Below are 14,785 nucleotides of genomic sequence, written 5' to 3'. Positions count from 1 at the left end.
CCGATCAGAACGCTGCCAACGCGTGACGGGGGCTGGGCCAGAACAGTGCGGCCTGGCCCCATCCCGCCTCATCGCGTCCGTCTGACTGCCAGACTTCGCCATCGTAGATAATGAAGCTTTTGCCCTGCTTATCGACACGCGGTCCGCTGTAGCCGGTGGCAATGCCATCGCGTCTGACAATATCCAGCAGGCGCTGTCGTGCTTCCCTGTCGAAAGGCCCGGCACTGAGTCGTGACGGCAGTTGCCGTATCTCTTCTGCACTGTATTTGAAGCAGTTCAGAGCACAACGATTGGCATAGACAAACACGGGATCGGCTGCGGTACTGTGGGCAAGAATGCTGTACGGCGCCTGTTCATGCAGCCACTGATAACGGTCATCGATATCATGAGGAGAGTAAAGCCCATGTCCGGTGAGCGATCGGTAGCGTTCATCAATACGCTTCAGTAAGGTCAGTGGGGGTACAGTCGACACGATCATCTCCTTTGCAAGCGGCAGGATACGAGGCGCTAATGTGGCGGGATGCGCGCTGAAAATCAAGCACGCGCAACGGTGGAGAGGCATGACGCGGTCGTGTGTTTCCTGGCACGCCGAGCTCAGGACTGCACTGCCGCGCAATGCACACTGGAATATTGACGACTCTCTCGCGCGATCCACAGGGTTATCCCTCACGGCATTCGATTCTCCTGGTTTGCCCTGTCTGCGCTAAAGACAGCCAGCCTGAACGCGAACCCAGGCTGGCTGACGGGCGCTCTAGCTCAACGGCGGCCAGAAGGCTTTATTTGCCTCGATAAGATCGTCGAGAATCGCTTTTGCAACGGCGGCACTTGGTACCGTTTTAGATAAGGTAATGGCCTGCCATAACTTATGCCGGGAGCGCTGTTCCCATGCCTCCACCACGAGCTTTTCGACCGCAACCTGCTGACTCATTAACCCCTTCTGGAAAGTCGGAATGTCGCTAACCTGAAGGGGTTCCGCACCGTTGCGCCCCACCAGACAGGGAATTTCCACCATAGCGTCCGCATCAAAGTTGGAGATAGCGCCCTGATTAGGCACAATGAGCAGCATACGCTCCTGGGTATTGAAGGCGATCGCGGTCGCCAGATCGACAATATAGGAAGCATGTTCGTCTATCTCCAACTCCCCGGCGGATGAATGCCCGGCATCGGTGATTGCCCTGCAGGCGCTGAACACCTGCTTTTCACGATGCTCCATGACCTCATTCGCGCGGGTGCGTTCAGGGTTGGAATGCGCGACCACATAATCTGGGAACAAATAATATTTCAGATAGGTATTGGGCAACGTCTGGGGATCCAGCGCTTGCACATCGCGCGCCTTCAGGAAGGTATCCTTCCAGCTGGACTCCACTGATGACGATTCAGAGGGCGGAACATAGCCGTACTTTGCCACGTACTCACGCAGCTGTGGCATTAAATCATTCCCCTTCAAATCTTCAACAGCGGTCCACCAGCCAAAATGGTTGAGCCCGTAGTAACGCACCCGCATTTGCTTGCGGTCTTGCAGACCGACAATTTTTGCCATCCGACTTTCAATACCAATCGGCATGTCACAAATATTCAGGATTTTAGCCTCAGGTCGCAGGCGTCGCGTTGCCTCAGCCACAATGGCGGCCGGGTTGGAATAATTCAGCATCCAGGCGTCGGGTGAGTACTGTTGCATATAATCGACAAGCTCAAGGACGCCGCCGATTGAGCGCATGCCATAGGCGATACCACCCGGCCCACAGGTTTCCTGGCCCAGAACACCATGACGCAAGGGGATTTTTTCATCTTGCTCACGCATGGGATATTTACCCACCCGAATATGCGCCATGACAAAATCGACGTCGCTGAATGCTTCCTGCGGATCGGTGGTATAGCTGAACACAATGTCAGGTGCCTGTTCCTGCAAGATAATCTTACAGGCCCGGGCAATGGTTTCCTGACGGGCCGCGTCATTGTCGTAAAACTTCAGCTGGCGTAAAGGAAAGCGGTGCCGGTTCGCCAGGAGCATTAGCACAATACCCGGCGTAAAGGTGCTACCGCCGCCCGCAATTAAAACTGAGAATGTCTTCATAAAGGTTTCTCCATGGTAAGTGTTGCTTCAGACCGGGCCGGGTCTTTCATTTGGCTTTCAAGTTGCTCGCGCACCTGGGGGACCTGTAAGCCCACAATGACCTGAATACTGTTGCCACGCCGGACGACACCGTGGGCGCCCAGCGCCATAAACGCGGCATCGTTCTGCGTTTTGGCCTCATCGACCAGTGTTATCCGCAGGCGCGTGGCGCAGTTGTTGATGCTGGCTATATTGCTGGCCCCACCCAGCGCATTCAGAAAACCCCAAGCCCGATCGCGTTGCGGGTTATGCCCGCCCGGGGAAGCTGGCGCTGCTCGCGCTGCCCGATAGTCGGCCTTGTTGTAAAGCCTGACGTCACTGTCCTCCCGACCGGGTGTTTTCAGGTTCAGCCGCAGGATGAGTTGGTGAAAAACCACGAAGTAGAGCCCCGTGAAAACCAGGCCTATACCGATTTGGGTAAAGATCATGCCGGCATGGTTAGGGAACATTGGGATCCAGTTTTGCGGCAGAAACTGGTCCAGTAAGCCGCCACCGTAGTTCCCCACCACACCGCACATATACATTGCTGTCGCCATGCTGGCGGCCAGCACAGCGTGCACCGCAAACAGCAGAGGCGAAATAAACAGGAAGGTAAACTCCAGGGGTTCAGTGATGCCGACCAGAACGGCTGTCAACGTGGCCGGAATTAACAACCCTGCGACTTTGACCCGGTGACGCGCTGAGGCTGTCGAATAGAGCGCCAACGCAATCCCCACTGCGCCGAAGACTTTTGCGTTGCCATGAAGCGCGAAACCGCCCTGAGGAAACAGTTGTTTGAGTGGTTGCGTACTCTGGCTGAAGGCCTGCAGATGCTCTGCCCAGTAAACCTGGATGCCGCCTTCAACCACTGCCGGGCCAAAGATAAAAGGCCCATAAATAAAGTGGTGCAGTCCTGTCGGGATCAGGATACGTTCCAGAAAGGTATAAACCCACACGCCAACCGCGCCCGCATCGCGTAAAAACTGTTGAAGCGACTCGATGCCCATTTGAATTTTGGGCCAGCCAAACAGCGTTAACCAGGCACAGGGGATCATCGCTAAGAAGGCAACAATGACGACAAAAGATGAGCCCTGAAAAATACCCAGAAAAACCGGAAGCGGTTTTTCAAAATAACGATTGTGCAGAGCCGTCACCAGACCGGCAATGACGATGGCACCGATGATGCTGGTATCCAGTGTTTTTATCCCCGCGATCATGGCCAGTCCGCTTCCGGCTTCTGTTCCTTTGGAAAAATCGACGGCAAAAAAATCGCCCCAGGTGCTGCCCATGGCATTAATTAAATAATTCCAGGTTAAAAAACTGACGACAACGGCCAGACATGCTCGCCCCTGAGCCTGTTTTGCCAACCCCACCGGGAGGCCAACCGCGAATATTAACGGCATGTTTCTAAAAACCGTCCATCCGCCCTCTTCAATAATGAAGACAATTTGATTAAATAAACTCTCTGGATGCGTTAATGCTTCCCCTACAAATAAAGGGTTGCGTAACATAATGGAAAGACCAACGATGATACCGGCGAAGGGAAATAATAATACCGGCGTAAACATGGCGCCGCCAAAGCGCTGTATTTGACTGAGCATTTAAGTTCCTCACGTAACGATTCTAAGGATATATCGTTAAAGTCAATGTAAACGCAGCCAAAATAAGGCAGTCACGCCTCTGGCAGAGGGTGACATTAACGACTTCGTGAGCGCCTTCATGGTTTTAATTTTCATCATGACGTCTATTTTCATGGCAATAACTAGACATCTCACAGCCCGGCTATAGGAAATAAAAAATCTATTTATTTATCCCCCTGCGCGCATTAACTTTATGCCAGGCCTGTTGACGGTTATGTCTCCCTCTCAGGAGGTACAAAAGTGATCTATAAATTTATCGCTGACAAACTGCGTCTCCGGCTAAATTCGCCCTTTGTCGCGGTCGGGAGTGCTATTCCGGCTGAAAAAGTGCTCGCCACAGAGTTTGGCGTGGCGAGAATGACCCTGCGTAAGGCAATAGATTTACTGGTCAGAGAGGGGTTGCTGGAGCGACGGCATGGCAGCGGAACCTACGTGTCCGCAAAGGATATCAGTCATGAAACCAGTTCGCTCACTGGGCTGGCAGAAGTCTTACGTCTGCAGGGAAAAGAGGTGATCAGTAAGGTACTGGCGTTCGAGTTAATCGCCGCGCCTCCCGCCATAGCCGATCAGTTACGCATAAACAGTGGTGAACGCCTCTTTTTCTCACGTCGGTTACGTTATGTTGATGAAAAGCTGCTGATGCTCGAAGAAAGTTATATGCCAGTGAAAACATTCCCTGACCTTAGCCTGGCCCATTTGGAAAAATCTAAATTTGACTATATCGAGCAGGAGTGTGGCATTGTTTTAGAGGGCAATTATGAGTCATTAAGACCGGTTTTATCCGATAAGCGCCTGTCGCACCTGATGGATATCGCTGAAAAAACCCTCCTACTCAGAGTCGACTCGCTTTCATACAGCAATACGGGCTCATTTATCAACTACGCCGTGATGTACAGAAACACCCACGATTATCAGGTTAACTACCATTTACGACGCACGGGTTGAGTGGTCAGAGATGTCAGTACGCTTCATCAATGCGCCAGAGCGCCTCTCAGGTGTAATATAATCGCCCGTTCGAATCACAGGTGCCTTGCGTGAGTGTGAATCTGGCTCACACCCTGCAGCAGGGCGCTATATTTATTGGGCACGGGTGAACGTGTCGTCTTATCTGTGCATTTACGAAAAACGCCACACATCAGGAAAATGACAAGACTTATTTCAAATCAAGGTCAACGCAGTGCTGCCCTCGCCGTTCATATATTGCGCCCAGCGCGCTGCTGTGTTTACTAAAAGCATTTTAAATATCGATTACCCTCTCCTGATTACCTGCACTCAATTGATTAGTTGAACTTATAAGTCCTTTTAAAGGACCATTACTCTGGAAACTTTCACCCTGTTTGCGGAATTTACTGTTTCAAAAATATGTCTATTTTATTAACTTTTCACACGTCCTTTGCCGATAAGAACTCTGAACTTAACTTTCAGGAATTCTAAGATGAAAATCTCCACGCGTCTGGCAATCGGTTTTGGCCTGTTAATTCTACTTTTTATTATCTGTATTACTATTTCTTTTAAAGCACTGCATTCCGCCAGCACCGGTATGGATGATGCGGTCAATGTTAAGATGCGAAAATATCAGCTCGCCGTTGATATGCGAGATGAACTGAGAGACATGGCGATTGCCGCGAGAAACCTCGCGCTTCTCAGCGATGTGAAAGCCATGCAGCCAGAGTGGGAGAGGCTGAAACTGCAAAAAGCAGCTTACTTAAAAAATCGCGAAGCGCTTGAAACAATCATGCGTACGGATTCCACGCCCACCGGACGTGCTGCGCTGGAAAAACTTCAGGCCAATGAAGCGCAGGTGATTTCCGGTCTGGAAAAGGCGGGTCAGCTTGGCCTGGATAACCGTCCTCAGGAATCCACAAATTATCTGATGGTGACGGTGCGTCCTGCTCAGCGTGCGTTACTCAGTTCACTTAGCGAAATGACCAACGTTCAGTTGAATAACAGTCGCAACGCAGTGGAAGAGAATAATCGTTCAACCCGAACCTCAACACTCGTTTTGGTTATCCTGGGCCTGCTTTCCATTGTTTTTTCTGTCGCCACCGGATGGATGATTACCCGTTTACTGATGCGCCAGTTAGGGGGCGAGCCTGCTCAGGCCCAAACCATTGCGGCGGCCATTGCTAACGGCGATCTGACCTCGGCGGTGCACCTGCGTCCTAAGGATACGTCAAGTCTGCTGGCATCCCTTGACGGAATGCAGGCTAAACTTCGCGGCCTGGTTTCAGAAATCAAAGATTCTTCAGCTAACGTTGCGCTTGCCGCCGATGAAATCGCGCAAGGAAATACCGAATTATCGTCCCGTACCGAAGAGCAGGCTGCCGCGCTTCAGGAAACCGCTGCCAGCATGGAACAGTTAACCGCGACGGTGAAGAGTAATGCCTCCGGGGCACAGCATACAGCCACATCAGCTCGCGAAACGGCCAATCTGGCTCAACGCGGCGAAGCAGATATGCAACGGATGTCGGCAACCATGAAAGACATTTCAGACAGTGCTGCGAAGATTCGTGATATAACCGGCGTCATTGAAGGCATTGCTTTTCAGACCAACATTCTGGCGCTCAATGCTGCCGTTGAGGCCGCGCGTGCCGGTGAGCAGGGGCGTGGGTTTGCCGTGGTGGCTGGCGAAGTCAGAAATCTGGCCCAGCGGAGTGCTACCGCCGCGAAGGAAATTAAAACCTTGATTGAACAGGCCGTTCAACAGGTTGAAACCGGCGTAACCGTCGCGAGTGGAACCGGTCAAAGTATCCTGAAAATCGTTAACATGGTGGGTGAACTGGCAACGGCTATGGATGAGATCTCGCTGGCCTCTTCCGAACAGATGCAGGGGATTTCTCAGGTGAGCGTCGCCGTGGGCCAGATGGACAGCGTTACTCAGAACAACGCCGCACTGGTTGAGGAATCATCGTCCGCTTCACAATCCCTTTCTGAGCAGGCACACGCGCTGCGCGGTATGGTAGAAGCGTTCCGGGTGTAAACGCCCTTTCGCACAGGAGGGAGAAACGCGATCGCGCCGGTTTCGTTTCTGCCATCCTGTTGCCTGAGCCGGGCCGGTACCGTGCGGCCTGGTGAACACCATCCCTGCTGTCTGGGCCGTCATGGTGAGCGTTGAAAGGCAAAAAAAGACCGAACACGATTCCTGTATTCGGTCCAGGGAAATGGCTCTCAAGGAGCCGTGCGCTAAAAGTTGGCATTAATAGAGGCTTTCGCCTTGCTTCTAAAGCGTAGGACAACGCGCCAGATTTTCCAGCCAGCGCCGCGGCTCAGACCATAAACCCGACAGGTTTGTGACCCGTAAGACAAATTTGCGCACGCTTGCCTGCATCGTCTTATTTTGTGCACAGCGCCTGTGCACGATCCACGACAGGTTGCAGACTCATCATCCGATCCGGATGCGCTTTATCCGGCGCCTGAATCACGCTGATGGGCTGTGCCTTCACCCGCTTAGCGTTGACCTGAGCCTCCGCCTTCTCATTAAGCGGGTACTGCATCAGCGTGCTGGGATTGATGGCAAACAGCGATCCATCTTTCTCACAGGTCAGCATCACCTCTTCACGATTAAACGGCCACTTGTCTTTACCAATTTCGAAACGGCTGACGGTGATGATTTGTGCCGCTGCTGCCTGACCAGCCAGCGTTAATAACAGCAGTGTGGGGATCGCTTTCTTCAGCAACATAACTTACCTTTATGGGGTTTTCATCATTCAGGTTGGTGACAACGTAGCAAACACGCTGACCAACCCCACTACGCCGCATGCCAGCACAATTTCCAGCTGGGTCATGCGAATAAACAGTCTTTGTGCGGCAAGGCCCGCGATGTGAAAGCGCGGCACCAGCCAGTAACGATTCCAGAGCGCAATCAGTACCATAAGCATGACCAGCCCTGCCTTGCACAACAACAGTACAACATAATCGTTGAGATGCCAGTTTGCTGGCGCCCCGGCAATCAGCAGGCTGTTAACGACACCGGTAATTATCGTTAAGGCGACAGCAACGTGACCATAACGGGAAAAACGCATCATGGTGCGGATTGCGGCTGTCCGGTATTCGATGTTACGCGCCATGCGCATCAACACCAGCACAGGCACTAACCCGCCCGCCCAAAAGGCGGCGGCGAGGAGATGTAAGGCCTGGTTACTTTGTTGCAGGAGCCCGGCGATACCCTCGCGCATGGCGGCATGGCCCGTTAGCGCCAGACAGCCTGTCTGTAGCAGGCCAGTTAACAGCCAAACCTGCTGACGGGGACGGTCACGCATGACAATCGCAGCCACACTACACAGCGAAAAGAGGAGCTGCCATTGCCACACGGCCCCCCAGCGGGTTGTGAATACCGCCAGCCACACAGCCGTCTCTGACAAATTGTGCCAGTCACCACTCATCAACACATTTTGTGTGGCCAGCATCGCCAGTGCCGACAGCAGGGCCAGCCATGTACTCCACTTCATTAGCGGAAATAATCGCGCGGCCAGCGAGGTTCGAAAGGCAACCGGTGCCAGCAACCTGCTGTAAAAGGCACTGCCAACCAACAACATTAATGCCGTGAAATGCAGTGCGCGCAGCACCAGCCACAACAGGGTCACGGTTTTATTTCACGGTGAAGGTATAGCTTCCGTGCGTTTTGTGCCCGTCAACGGACAGCACGTGCCAGTTTACCTGATAAGTGCCCTGCGCCAGCGGCTGGGCAAAATCAACCCGCAAGCGGTCGTGCTGCTTGCCATCCAGCCGGGCCTTTTCACCCACGGCTTTATGCTGTGCATTCATGACGTCAACGCCACTGAATGCGGCTTCAACGTCTTCGGTGAAGCTCAGCGTAATGTGTTGCGGCGCAGGCGTTACCGCCGCGTTGGCTGCCGGCACCGACGACGCTAAGTGGGCGTGCGCCAGTGCAAGCTGACTAAACACCATTGTGCCAGTGGCGATCAGAGCCAGCACCCCACGTGAAATCGCGGTTTTTTTCATCTCTTCATCCTGTTAACGGCGGCAAAGGCCACGAACGTGGCGCAAGAATACGCTGCTGAAATTTAACTGTCGAGGCCAGCAATGCTATCCTGTCCCTTGCGCCAGGAGGAGGAAAACATTACTTTTGGTCACGCTTATCGGGAGAATATCATGAGTCACAACCTTGCCTTGCTGTCGCAGGAAGAGAAAGACAAAGTCAATGTCGATCTGGCTGCAGCAGGCGTTGCTTTTAAAGAGCGCTACAACATGCCTGTCGTGGCAGAAATGGTCGCCAACGAACAACCTGAAGCCCTGCGGGACTGGTTTCGTCAGCGTTTAATGCATTACCGCCAGGCCTCTCTCAACCTGTCACGCCTGCCCTACGAGCCTAAACAGAAATAATGATGCTACGCGTTATCGATACGGAAACCTGCGGACTGCAGGGCGGCGTGGTTGAGGTTGCATCGGTAGATGTGATCGACGGCCAAATCGTCAATCCAATGAGCGATCTTGTCTCACCCGATCGCCCCATCAGTCGTCAGGCCATGGCCGTGCACCGCATTACTGAAGCCATGGTGATGGGCAAACCGCCGATTGAAGAGGCCATCCTGCGCTACCACGGCAGTCCCTTTTACGTGGCCCACAACGCCAGCTTTGACCGCCGGATGTTGCCGGAAATGCACGGCGAGTGGATCTGTACCATGACGCTGGCTCGTCAGCTATGGCCCGGCATTAAATACGGTAATCAGGCGCTCCGGCACAGCCTCAAGCTGGATGTGACGCCGCCAGCGGATTTGCATGCTCACCGGGCGCTGTACGACTGCTACGTGACGGCCGCGCTGCTCATTCGAATTATGGAACTGTCCGGCTGGCGTGCGGACGAAATGAGTCTGCGCTCGCAGCCTGCCGCGCAGCGTGATGATGTGCTGCCGTTTGGTAAATATCGTGGTCAGGCGCTGGCCGTGGTGGCCCGAAAAGATCCGGGTTACCTGAAATGGATGCTGGATAACGTGAAAGATTTGCGCCCACCGTTACGGCAGGCGCTGCGCAAGTGTCTTAGTCAGCTTCCGTAAGCGCGGCCGGAGGCAAACTGCCCTGAGCAAGGCCGATGATGAAGGTGAGCTCCAGGGCAACGCCTTCATAGGCCTTGTAGCGCCCAGACTTACCGCCGTGCCCCGAGTCCATATCGGTGCAAAGCAGCAGCAGGTTATCATCGGTTTTATATTCACGCAGCTTAGCCACCCATTTTGCCGGTTCCCAGTATTGCACCTGTGAATCATGCAGGCCGGTTGTCACCAGCAGGTGGGGGCAGGTTTTCGCCGCAACGTTGTCATATGGGCTGTATTGCCGGATATAGCGATAGTACTCTGCGTCATTCGGATTGCCCCACTCGTCATATTCCCCGGTCGTCAGTGGAATAGACTCATCAAGCATCGTGGTGAGCACATCAACAAAAGGCACCTGCGCAACCACACCGTGATAGCGCGTGGGCGCCAGATTCATGACTGCGCCCATCAGCAATCCCCCTGCACTTCCTCCCATCGCATAGAGCCGGTCCGTGTGCCCGAATCCACGCGCCACGAGCCCGTTTGTCACGTCGATAAAATCGGTGAAGCTGTTCATCTTATTGAGCAGGCGGCCACCGTCATACCACTGCTGCCCCATCTCCCCGCCGCCTCGCACATGCACCAGCGCATAGATGAACCCGCGGTCCAGCAGGCTGAGCCGACTGACGCTAAAGTCAGCGTCCATGCTACTGCCATAGGCGCCATAGCCATACACCAGCATGGGGTTCTGCCCTTTCTGAAAATGGGTGCGGTGGTACACCAGCGAGACCGGCACTTCTGTGCCGTCAGAAACGGTGATCCAATGGTGCTCGCTTTTGTACTCATCCGGATTGAAGTCTTTGACCGCACTCTGTTTTAAGATGCGACGTTCCCCCGTATCCATATCCAGTTCAAACAGCGTGGCGGGCGTGGTCATGGACGAATAGCCATAGCGCAGCTTACTGGTGCGCGGCGTAGGATTGTAAGCCAGCCAGGTAACGTAAGTGGGATCGTCAAACGCAATGCCGCTGGTTTCTCCCGTCTCCCAGTTGATTTGCCGCAGGCTGGTCAGCCCACGCTGGCGCTCCTCTACCACCAGCCAGTCACGAAAAAGCTGGAAATCCTCCATTACGATATGGTCGCGCGCGGGGATCACGGTTTGCCAGCGCGCTTCATCCAGATAATGGCTACGGTAGAGTCCGAAATTTTTACCCTCACGATTCGAGCGGATGAAGAACGTGTGATCATAATGATCAAGACTGTATTCATGATCGCGCCGCCGGGGCAAAAAAACCTGCGGAATGGCGTCCGGGAAATCCGCATCGATCAGCTGAATCTCGCTGCTGCTGGTGCTGTATAGCACGATCAGGATGAACTGTTTCGACGTGGTTTTATGAATGCTGAGGTGATAGGTATCGTCTTTTTCTTCGTACACGAGCCGATCGTCGTGCTGGGGCGTACCCAACTCATGCCGCCATAGCTGATAAGGCAACAGGGTTTGCGGATGTTTACGAACGTAATAGAGGGTGCGTGAATCATTCGCCCACGCAAAGCTGGACGAGGCATCGTTAAGCACTTCCGGATACCAACTCCCACTGTCCAGATTGCGAAAACGAATGCCGTACTGCCGCCGGGAAAGGAAGTCCTCTGCCACTGCCAGCACCCGGTTATCCGGGCTGATGTGCAGTGCGCCCATGGTATAAAAATCACTGTGTGATGCGCGCTGATTCGCATCCAGCAGCAGTGTCCACGGGTCGCTCTCATCGCTGTCAGCGGGCTGTCGGTAATAGGCGGCATATTCATTGCCGCTTTCATACCGGCTTTGATAGCGATAACCATTTTTCACATAGGGTACTGAGTGGTCCTGCGGCGGCAGGCGATCGATAATCTCATGCAGAATGCGATTCTGTAAGGGCTGTTGTGAGCCCATGATTTTCTGGCCGTAATTGTTCTCTGCGCGTAAATAGTCCAGCACCTCGCTGTTTTCACGCCTGTCGTCACGTAGCCAGTAATAATTGTCGATGCGCGTTTCGCCATGCAGCGATAATTCGTAAGGGATTTTTTTTGCGCTCGGTGCTTTCATGTCATCCGTCCCGCTGAATGTAATGAACACTAAGCGTGGCACTAATGTAAAGAGATGCCAAGTAAAGTGAAGGCAATGTGAGGTTGTGCAGGGCCATATCGCTGGCCCTGTGCGGGTTAGCCCGCTTTCTGCTGCAGGATATCCTGCTGAATGCCGTCACGCACATCCTGCGGGATTTTTAGCGCATCGCCCAGGGCGGAAAGATAGCTGCGCTCCATGAAGTGGTCCACATCGATGGCGGCGCAGCTCAGAAAATAGAGTTCAAGCGCCTCTTCTTCATTTTTGACGTCCGCCGCGAGCCACTCGGGGTCCAGCGGTCGCTGCATGGCCTGCTGGATGAGTTTTTCGGCATCCTGACCATAGCCAGCCTCGTGAATATTATGTTCAATCGCCGCGCGTTCCCGATCGTCAATATGGCCATCGCTTTTAGCAGCAAAAACCAGCGCGGTCACCAGCCGCTCCGCCCGCTGATCCACTGGCGTTTGCAACGCACCAAAGCCGGGATCGTTTTGATGCGTTTCGCGTACCCGCTGCTTATATTTGTTCCACAGCACGGCACCCGCCGCGGCCCCGCCGCCGATAATCAAAGCCTGACCGCCATATTTCGTTAACAACTTTCGGGATGACTTACTGGCCACCAGCATGGCTGCCAGCCCGCCTAATGCCCCCGGCGCCAGCATATCGCTTAATCCTCCGCTGGATTTACCCTCGCTGCTTTTTTTAGCCAGTACCGATTGAATCTGTTGCAGCCAGTTATTCATCATCATCTCCCTTTACCATTCAGAAACAACATCATTACCAAAAAGATGTCAGGAAACGTCAGAGCAGGAAAAGTAGCGCAAACCCAGGCAAACAAGCTGAAGGGTGAGAACGCAAACGTTTTCGTATATACTGCGCGCGCATTTTGACTGCTTCGATTTTAGGGGAATTTATGACGACTCTTGGAACTGCGCTGCGCCCTGGTGCAACGCGCGTAATGCTGTTGGGCTCCGGTGAACTGGGGAAAGAAGTTGCGCTGGAATGTCAGCGCCTGGGTGTGGAAGTGATTGCCGTTGACCGCTACGCTGATGCACCTGCCATGCATGTTGCTCATCGCAGCCACGTGATTAATATGCTGGATGGTGACGCGCTGGCCGCGGTGATTGCGCAGGAAAAGCCTCACTTCGTCGTACCCGAAATTGAAGCTATTGCGACTGAAAAACTCCTGGAGCTGGAGCAGCAAGGCCAGCACGTCGTGCCGACCGCCCGCGCGGCGCGCCTGACCATGAACCGCGAGGGCATTCGCCGTCTGGCAGCAAAAGAGCTCGCGCTTCCCACTTCCCACTACCGTTTTGCCGACAGCAAAGATAATTTCGTGTCTGCCGCCGCCGAAATTGGTTTTCCGTGCATCGTGAAGCCAGTGATGAGCTCTTCAGGTAAAGGTCAGAGCTTTATCCGGGATGCCAGCCAGCTGGAAAAAGCCTGGGACTATGCGCAGCAAGGTGGCCGTGCGGGTGCCGGGCGCGTTATCGTGGAAGGCGTGGTGAAGTTTGATTTTGAAATCACCCTGTTAACGATCAGTGCCGTTGACGGCATTCATTTCTGTGCCCCCATTGGTCATCGCCAGGAAGACGGGGATTACCGTGAATCATGGCAACCTCAGCAGATGAGTGAGCTGGCGCTGCAGCGTGCGCAGCACATTGCGGAAACCGTGGTGAAAGCGCTGGGTGGCTATGGGCTGTTTGGCGTAGAGCTGTTTGTCTGTGGCGACGAAGTGGTGTTCAGCGAAGTCTCCCCTCGCCCGCACGATACCGGTATGGTGACGCTGATTTCACAAGATCTGTCTGAATTCGCGCTTCATGTGCGTGCGTTCCTTGGCCTGCCGATTGGCGCCGTTCGCCAGTATGGTCCTTCCGCGTCAGCCGTCATCCTGCCGCAATTGACCAGTCAGAACGTGCAGTTCGTCAATGTGGAGGCGGCATTGGGTTCAGGTTTGCAGCTGCGCCTGTTTGGCAAACCTGAAATCGACGGTCAGCGCCGTTTAGGTGTTGCCCTGGCCTGTGCGGATACAACTAAAGAAGCCGTTGCGCGTGCCGTTGCCAGCGCGGCGGCTGTCAGCGTTCAGGGATAGTGCCATTGCGGTGAGTCAGTGACTCACCGCTCGCGTTTGACTTCCCGCCGGAGATTACTCTGCGCCAGCGACAGCGTCGCGCGCCAGTTGCGTGATTCGCTGCCAGTCGCCCGCTTCCAGTGCATCGTTTGGCACCAGCCAGGAACCGCCGATACAGAGCACGCTTTTGAGAGCCAGATAGTCGCGGTAATTTGCCGGTGAGATACCGCCCGTCGGGCAGAAGCGTACCTGAGGGAAAGGCCCGCCGATGGCCTGCAACGCTTTTACTCCACCGTTCGCTTCCGCAGGGAAAAACTTGAATTCCCGCAAACCATAGTCCATGCCGGTCATCAATTCTGACACCGTGCTAATGCCGGGAATCAGCGGAATTGGGCCTTCAACGGCGGCCTTAAGCAGAGACTCGGTAATCCCCGGGCTAATGACGAACCGGGCACCCGCCTGCGTGACTTCCTGCAGCTGTTGGGTGTTAAGCACGGTGCCGGCTCCCACAATGGCGTCAGGTACGTTTTTAATGATGGCGCGCAGGGCATCCATCGCCACAGGGGTGCGCAACGTGACCTCAAGTACCTTGACGCCACCGGCGACCAGGGCCTGAGCCATGGGAACGGCATGTTCCAGCTTGTTAACCACAATTACCGGTACGACCGGTCCGGTTTTCAGAATCTGTTCGGCACTCGTTTTCCAGTTTTTCATCACGTCCCCTGATGGATAACATTGGGAGCAGCACGGCGAGGACATCGCCAGGCCAGCCCGGTTAACAGCGCTACTACCATACAGGATCCGCCGTTTGCCCGTCTATGACCGGGAAAGATTTTTAAAACGGCAGTTCATTTTTGAGAGTTGGTGCAAAAAAAAGCCCGCTCGCGGCGGGCT

14 protein-coding genes are annotated in these 14,785 nt (G+C 54.2%); 5 read left to right on the top strand and 9 right to left on the bottom strand.

What is annotated here, in order from left to right; translation table 11 throughout:
* Nucleotides 1-4: 4 nt before the first annotated feature.
* The 3 genes from AAIE03_RS06640 to AAIE03_RS06630 all read right to left on the bottom strand — a co-directional run bounded on the left by AAIE03_RS06640 (nt 5) and on the right by AAIE03_RS06630 (nt 3,693).
* On the bottom strand, nt 5-478 hold the full coding sequence (locus tag AAIE03_RS06640; RefSeq protein ID WP_282844748.1) for an MEKHLA domain-containing protein: 474 nt from the start codon (nt 476-478) through the stop codon (nt 5-7).
* Nucleotides 479-751: 273 nt separating this feature from the next.
* Nucleotides 752-2,074, bottom strand: a complete 1,323-nt coding sequence (locus AAIE03_RS06635) for a 6-phospho-alpha-glucosidase (protein ID WP_498562884.1) — start codon at nt 2,072-2,074, stop codon at nt 752-754.
* Nucleotides 2,071-3,693, bottom strand: a complete 1,623-nt coding sequence (locus tag AAIE03_RS06630) for an alpha-glucoside-specific PTS transporter subunit IIBC (RefSeq protein ID WP_498562883.1) — start codon at nt 3,691-3,693, stop codon at nt 2,071-2,073. Before AAIE03_RS06630 ends, AAIE03_RS06635 begins: the two co-directional genes overlap by 4 nt.
* Before the next feature lie 279 nt (nt 3,694-3,972).
* On the opposite strand from AAIE03_RS06630, the gene AAIE03_RS06625 reads away from it, so the two are divergent.
* Together AAIE03_RS06625 and AAIE03_RS06620 are read left to right on the top strand one after the other, a co-directional pair.
* Complete coding sequence (locus AAIE03_RS06625; protein WP_042676428.1) at nt 3,973-4,677, top strand: GntR family transcriptional regulator; 705 nt, start codon at nt 3,973-3,975, stop codon at nt 4,675-4,677.
* Nucleotides 4,678-5,167: 490 nt separating this feature from the next.
* The gene (locus tag AAIE03_RS06620; RefSeq protein ID WP_498562882.1) at nt 5,168-6,712 is read left to right on the top strand and encodes a methyl-accepting chemotaxis protein; all 1,545 of its coding nucleotides are present in this window, start codon (nt 5,168-5,170) and stop codon (nt 6,710-6,712) included.
* Between the two features lie 352 nt (nt 6,713-7,064).
* Here the strand turns inward: AAIE03_RS06620 and AAIE03_RS06615 are convergent, their stop codons facing one another.
* Genes AAIE03_RS06615 through copC form a run of 3 tightly spaced genes read right to left on the bottom strand, consistent with a single transcriptional unit; the run spans nt 7,065 to nt 8,694 of the window.
* The gene (locus AAIE03_RS06615; protein WP_014593872.1) at nt 7,065-7,412 is read right to left on the bottom strand and encodes a YebY family protein; all 348 of its coding nucleotides are present in this window, start codon (nt 7,410-7,412) and stop codon (nt 7,065-7,067) included.
* Nucleotides 7,413-7,439: 27 nt separating this feature from the next.
* A complete protein-coding gene (gene copD / locus AAIE03_RS06610; protein WP_105082739.1) occupies nt 7,440-8,315 on the bottom strand; it encodes a copper homeostasis membrane protein CopD in 876 nt (291 codons plus the stop codon).
* Between the two features lie 4 nt (nt 8,316-8,319).
* Complete coding sequence (copC, locus tag AAIE03_RS06605) at nt 8,320-8,694, bottom strand: copper homeostasis periplasmic binding protein CopC (RefSeq protein ID WP_210494385.1); 375 nt, start codon at nt 8,692-8,694, stop codon at nt 8,320-8,322.
* 150 nt (nt 8,695-8,844) lie between these two features.
* Here copC and AAIE03_RS06600 point away from each other — a divergent pair, with 150 nt between their 5' ends.
* Together AAIE03_RS06600 and exoX are read left to right on the top strand one after the other, a co-directional pair.
* Entirely contained in the window at nt 8,845-9,075 is a 231-nt protein-coding gene (locus AAIE03_RS06600; protein ID WP_019105100.1) for a DNA polymerase III subunit theta, read from the top strand.
* Complete coding sequence (gene exoX, locus AAIE03_RS06595) at nt 9,075-9,746, top strand: exodeoxyribonuclease X (protein ID WP_015700171.1); 672 nt, start codon at nt 9,075-9,077, stop codon at nt 9,744-9,746. Before AAIE03_RS06600 ends, exoX begins: the two co-directional genes overlap by 1 nt.
* Here the strand turns inward: exoX and AAIE03_RS06590 are convergent.
* Complete coding sequence (locus tag AAIE03_RS06590; RefSeq protein ID WP_498562881.1) at nt 9,730-11,802, bottom strand: prolyl oligopeptidase family serine peptidase; 2,073 nt, start codon at nt 11,800-11,802, stop codon at nt 9,730-9,732. The two genes, exoX and AAIE03_RS06590, sit on opposite strands and share 17 nt — an antisense overlap.
* 116 nt (nt 11,803-11,918) lie before the next feature.
* Entirely contained in the window at nt 11,919-12,563 is a 645-nt protein-coding gene (locus tag AAIE03_RS06585; protein WP_041457676.1) for a tellurite resistance TerB family protein, read from the bottom strand.
* 170 nt (nt 12,564-12,733) lie between these two features.
* On the opposite strand from AAIE03_RS06585, the gene purT reads away from it, so the two are divergent.
* The gene (gene purT, locus AAIE03_RS06580) at nt 12,734-13,912 is read left to right on the top strand and encodes a formate-dependent phosphoribosylglycinamide formyltransferase (protein ID WP_498562880.1); all 1,179 of its coding nucleotides are present in this window, start codon (nt 12,734-12,736) and stop codon (nt 13,910-13,912) included.
* A 54-nt stretch (nt 13,913-13,966) separates the two neighbouring features.
* Here purT and AAIE03_RS06575 read toward each other — a convergent pair whose 3' ends face one another.
* Nucleotides 13,967-14,605 carry a bifunctional 4-hydroxy-2-oxoglutarate aldolase/2-dehydro-3-deoxy-phosphogluconate aldolase gene (locus tag AAIE03_RS06575; protein ID WP_498562879.1) on the bottom strand — a complete coding sequence of 213 codons (639 nt, stop codon included), beginning with the start codon at nt 14,603-14,605 and terminating at the stop codon, nt 13,967-13,969.
* Between the last annotated feature and the right edge of the window lie 180 nt (nt 14,606-14,785).

It is taken from the genome of Pantoea sp. Ae19-2, assembly GCF_059801205.1.
The sequence above is the reverse complement of the archived record's forward strand: the minus strand, read 5'-3'. Positions and strand labels throughout refer to the sequence as shown.

Coding starts and splice junctions, on each gene's coding strand:
- AAIE03_RS06640 (WP_282844748.1), bottom strand. CDS start 478: ATGATCGTGTCGACTGTACCCCCACTGACCTTACTGAAGCGTATTGAT.
- AAIE03_RS06635 (WP_498562884.1), bottom strand. CDS start 2,074: ATGAAGACATTCTCAGTTTTAATTGCGGGCGGCGGTAGCACCTTTACG.
- AAIE03_RS06630 (WP_498562883.1), bottom strand. CDS start 3,693: ATGCTCAGTCAAATACAGCGCTTTGGCGGCGCCATGTTTACGCCGGTA.
- AAIE03_RS06620 (WP_498562882.1), top strand. CDS start 5,168: ATGAAAATCTCCACGCGTCTGGCAATCGGTTTTGGCCTGTTAATTCTA.
- AAIE03_RS06615 (WP_014593872.1), bottom strand. CDS start 7,412: ATGTTGCTGAAGAAAGCGATCCCCACACTGCTGTTATTAACGCTGGCT.
- copC (WP_210494385.1), bottom strand. CDS start 8,694: ATGAAAAAAACCGCGATTTCACGTGGGGTGCTGGCTCTGATCGCCACT.
- AAIE03_RS06600 (WP_019105100.1), top strand. CDS start 8,845: ATGAGTCACAACCTTGCCTTGCTGTCGCAGGAAGAGAAAGACAAAGTC.
- exoX (WP_015700171.1), top strand. CDS start 9,075: ATGATGCTACGCGTTATCGATACGGAAACCTGCGGACTGCAGGGCGGC.
- AAIE03_RS06590 (WP_498562881.1), bottom strand. CDS start 11,802: ATGAAAGCACCGAGCGCAAAAAAAATCCCTTACGAATTATCGCTGCAT.
- AAIE03_RS06585 (WP_041457676.1), bottom strand. CDS start 12,563: ATGAATAACTGGCTGCAACAGATTCAATCGGTACTGGCTAAAAAAAGC.
- purT (WP_498562880.1), top strand. CDS start 12,734: ATGACGACTCTTGGAACTGCGCTGCGCCCTGGTGCAACGCGCGTAATG.
- AAIE03_RS06575 (WP_498562879.1), bottom strand. CDS start 14,605: ATGAAAAACTGGAAAACGAGTGCCGAACAGATTCTGAAAACCGGACCG.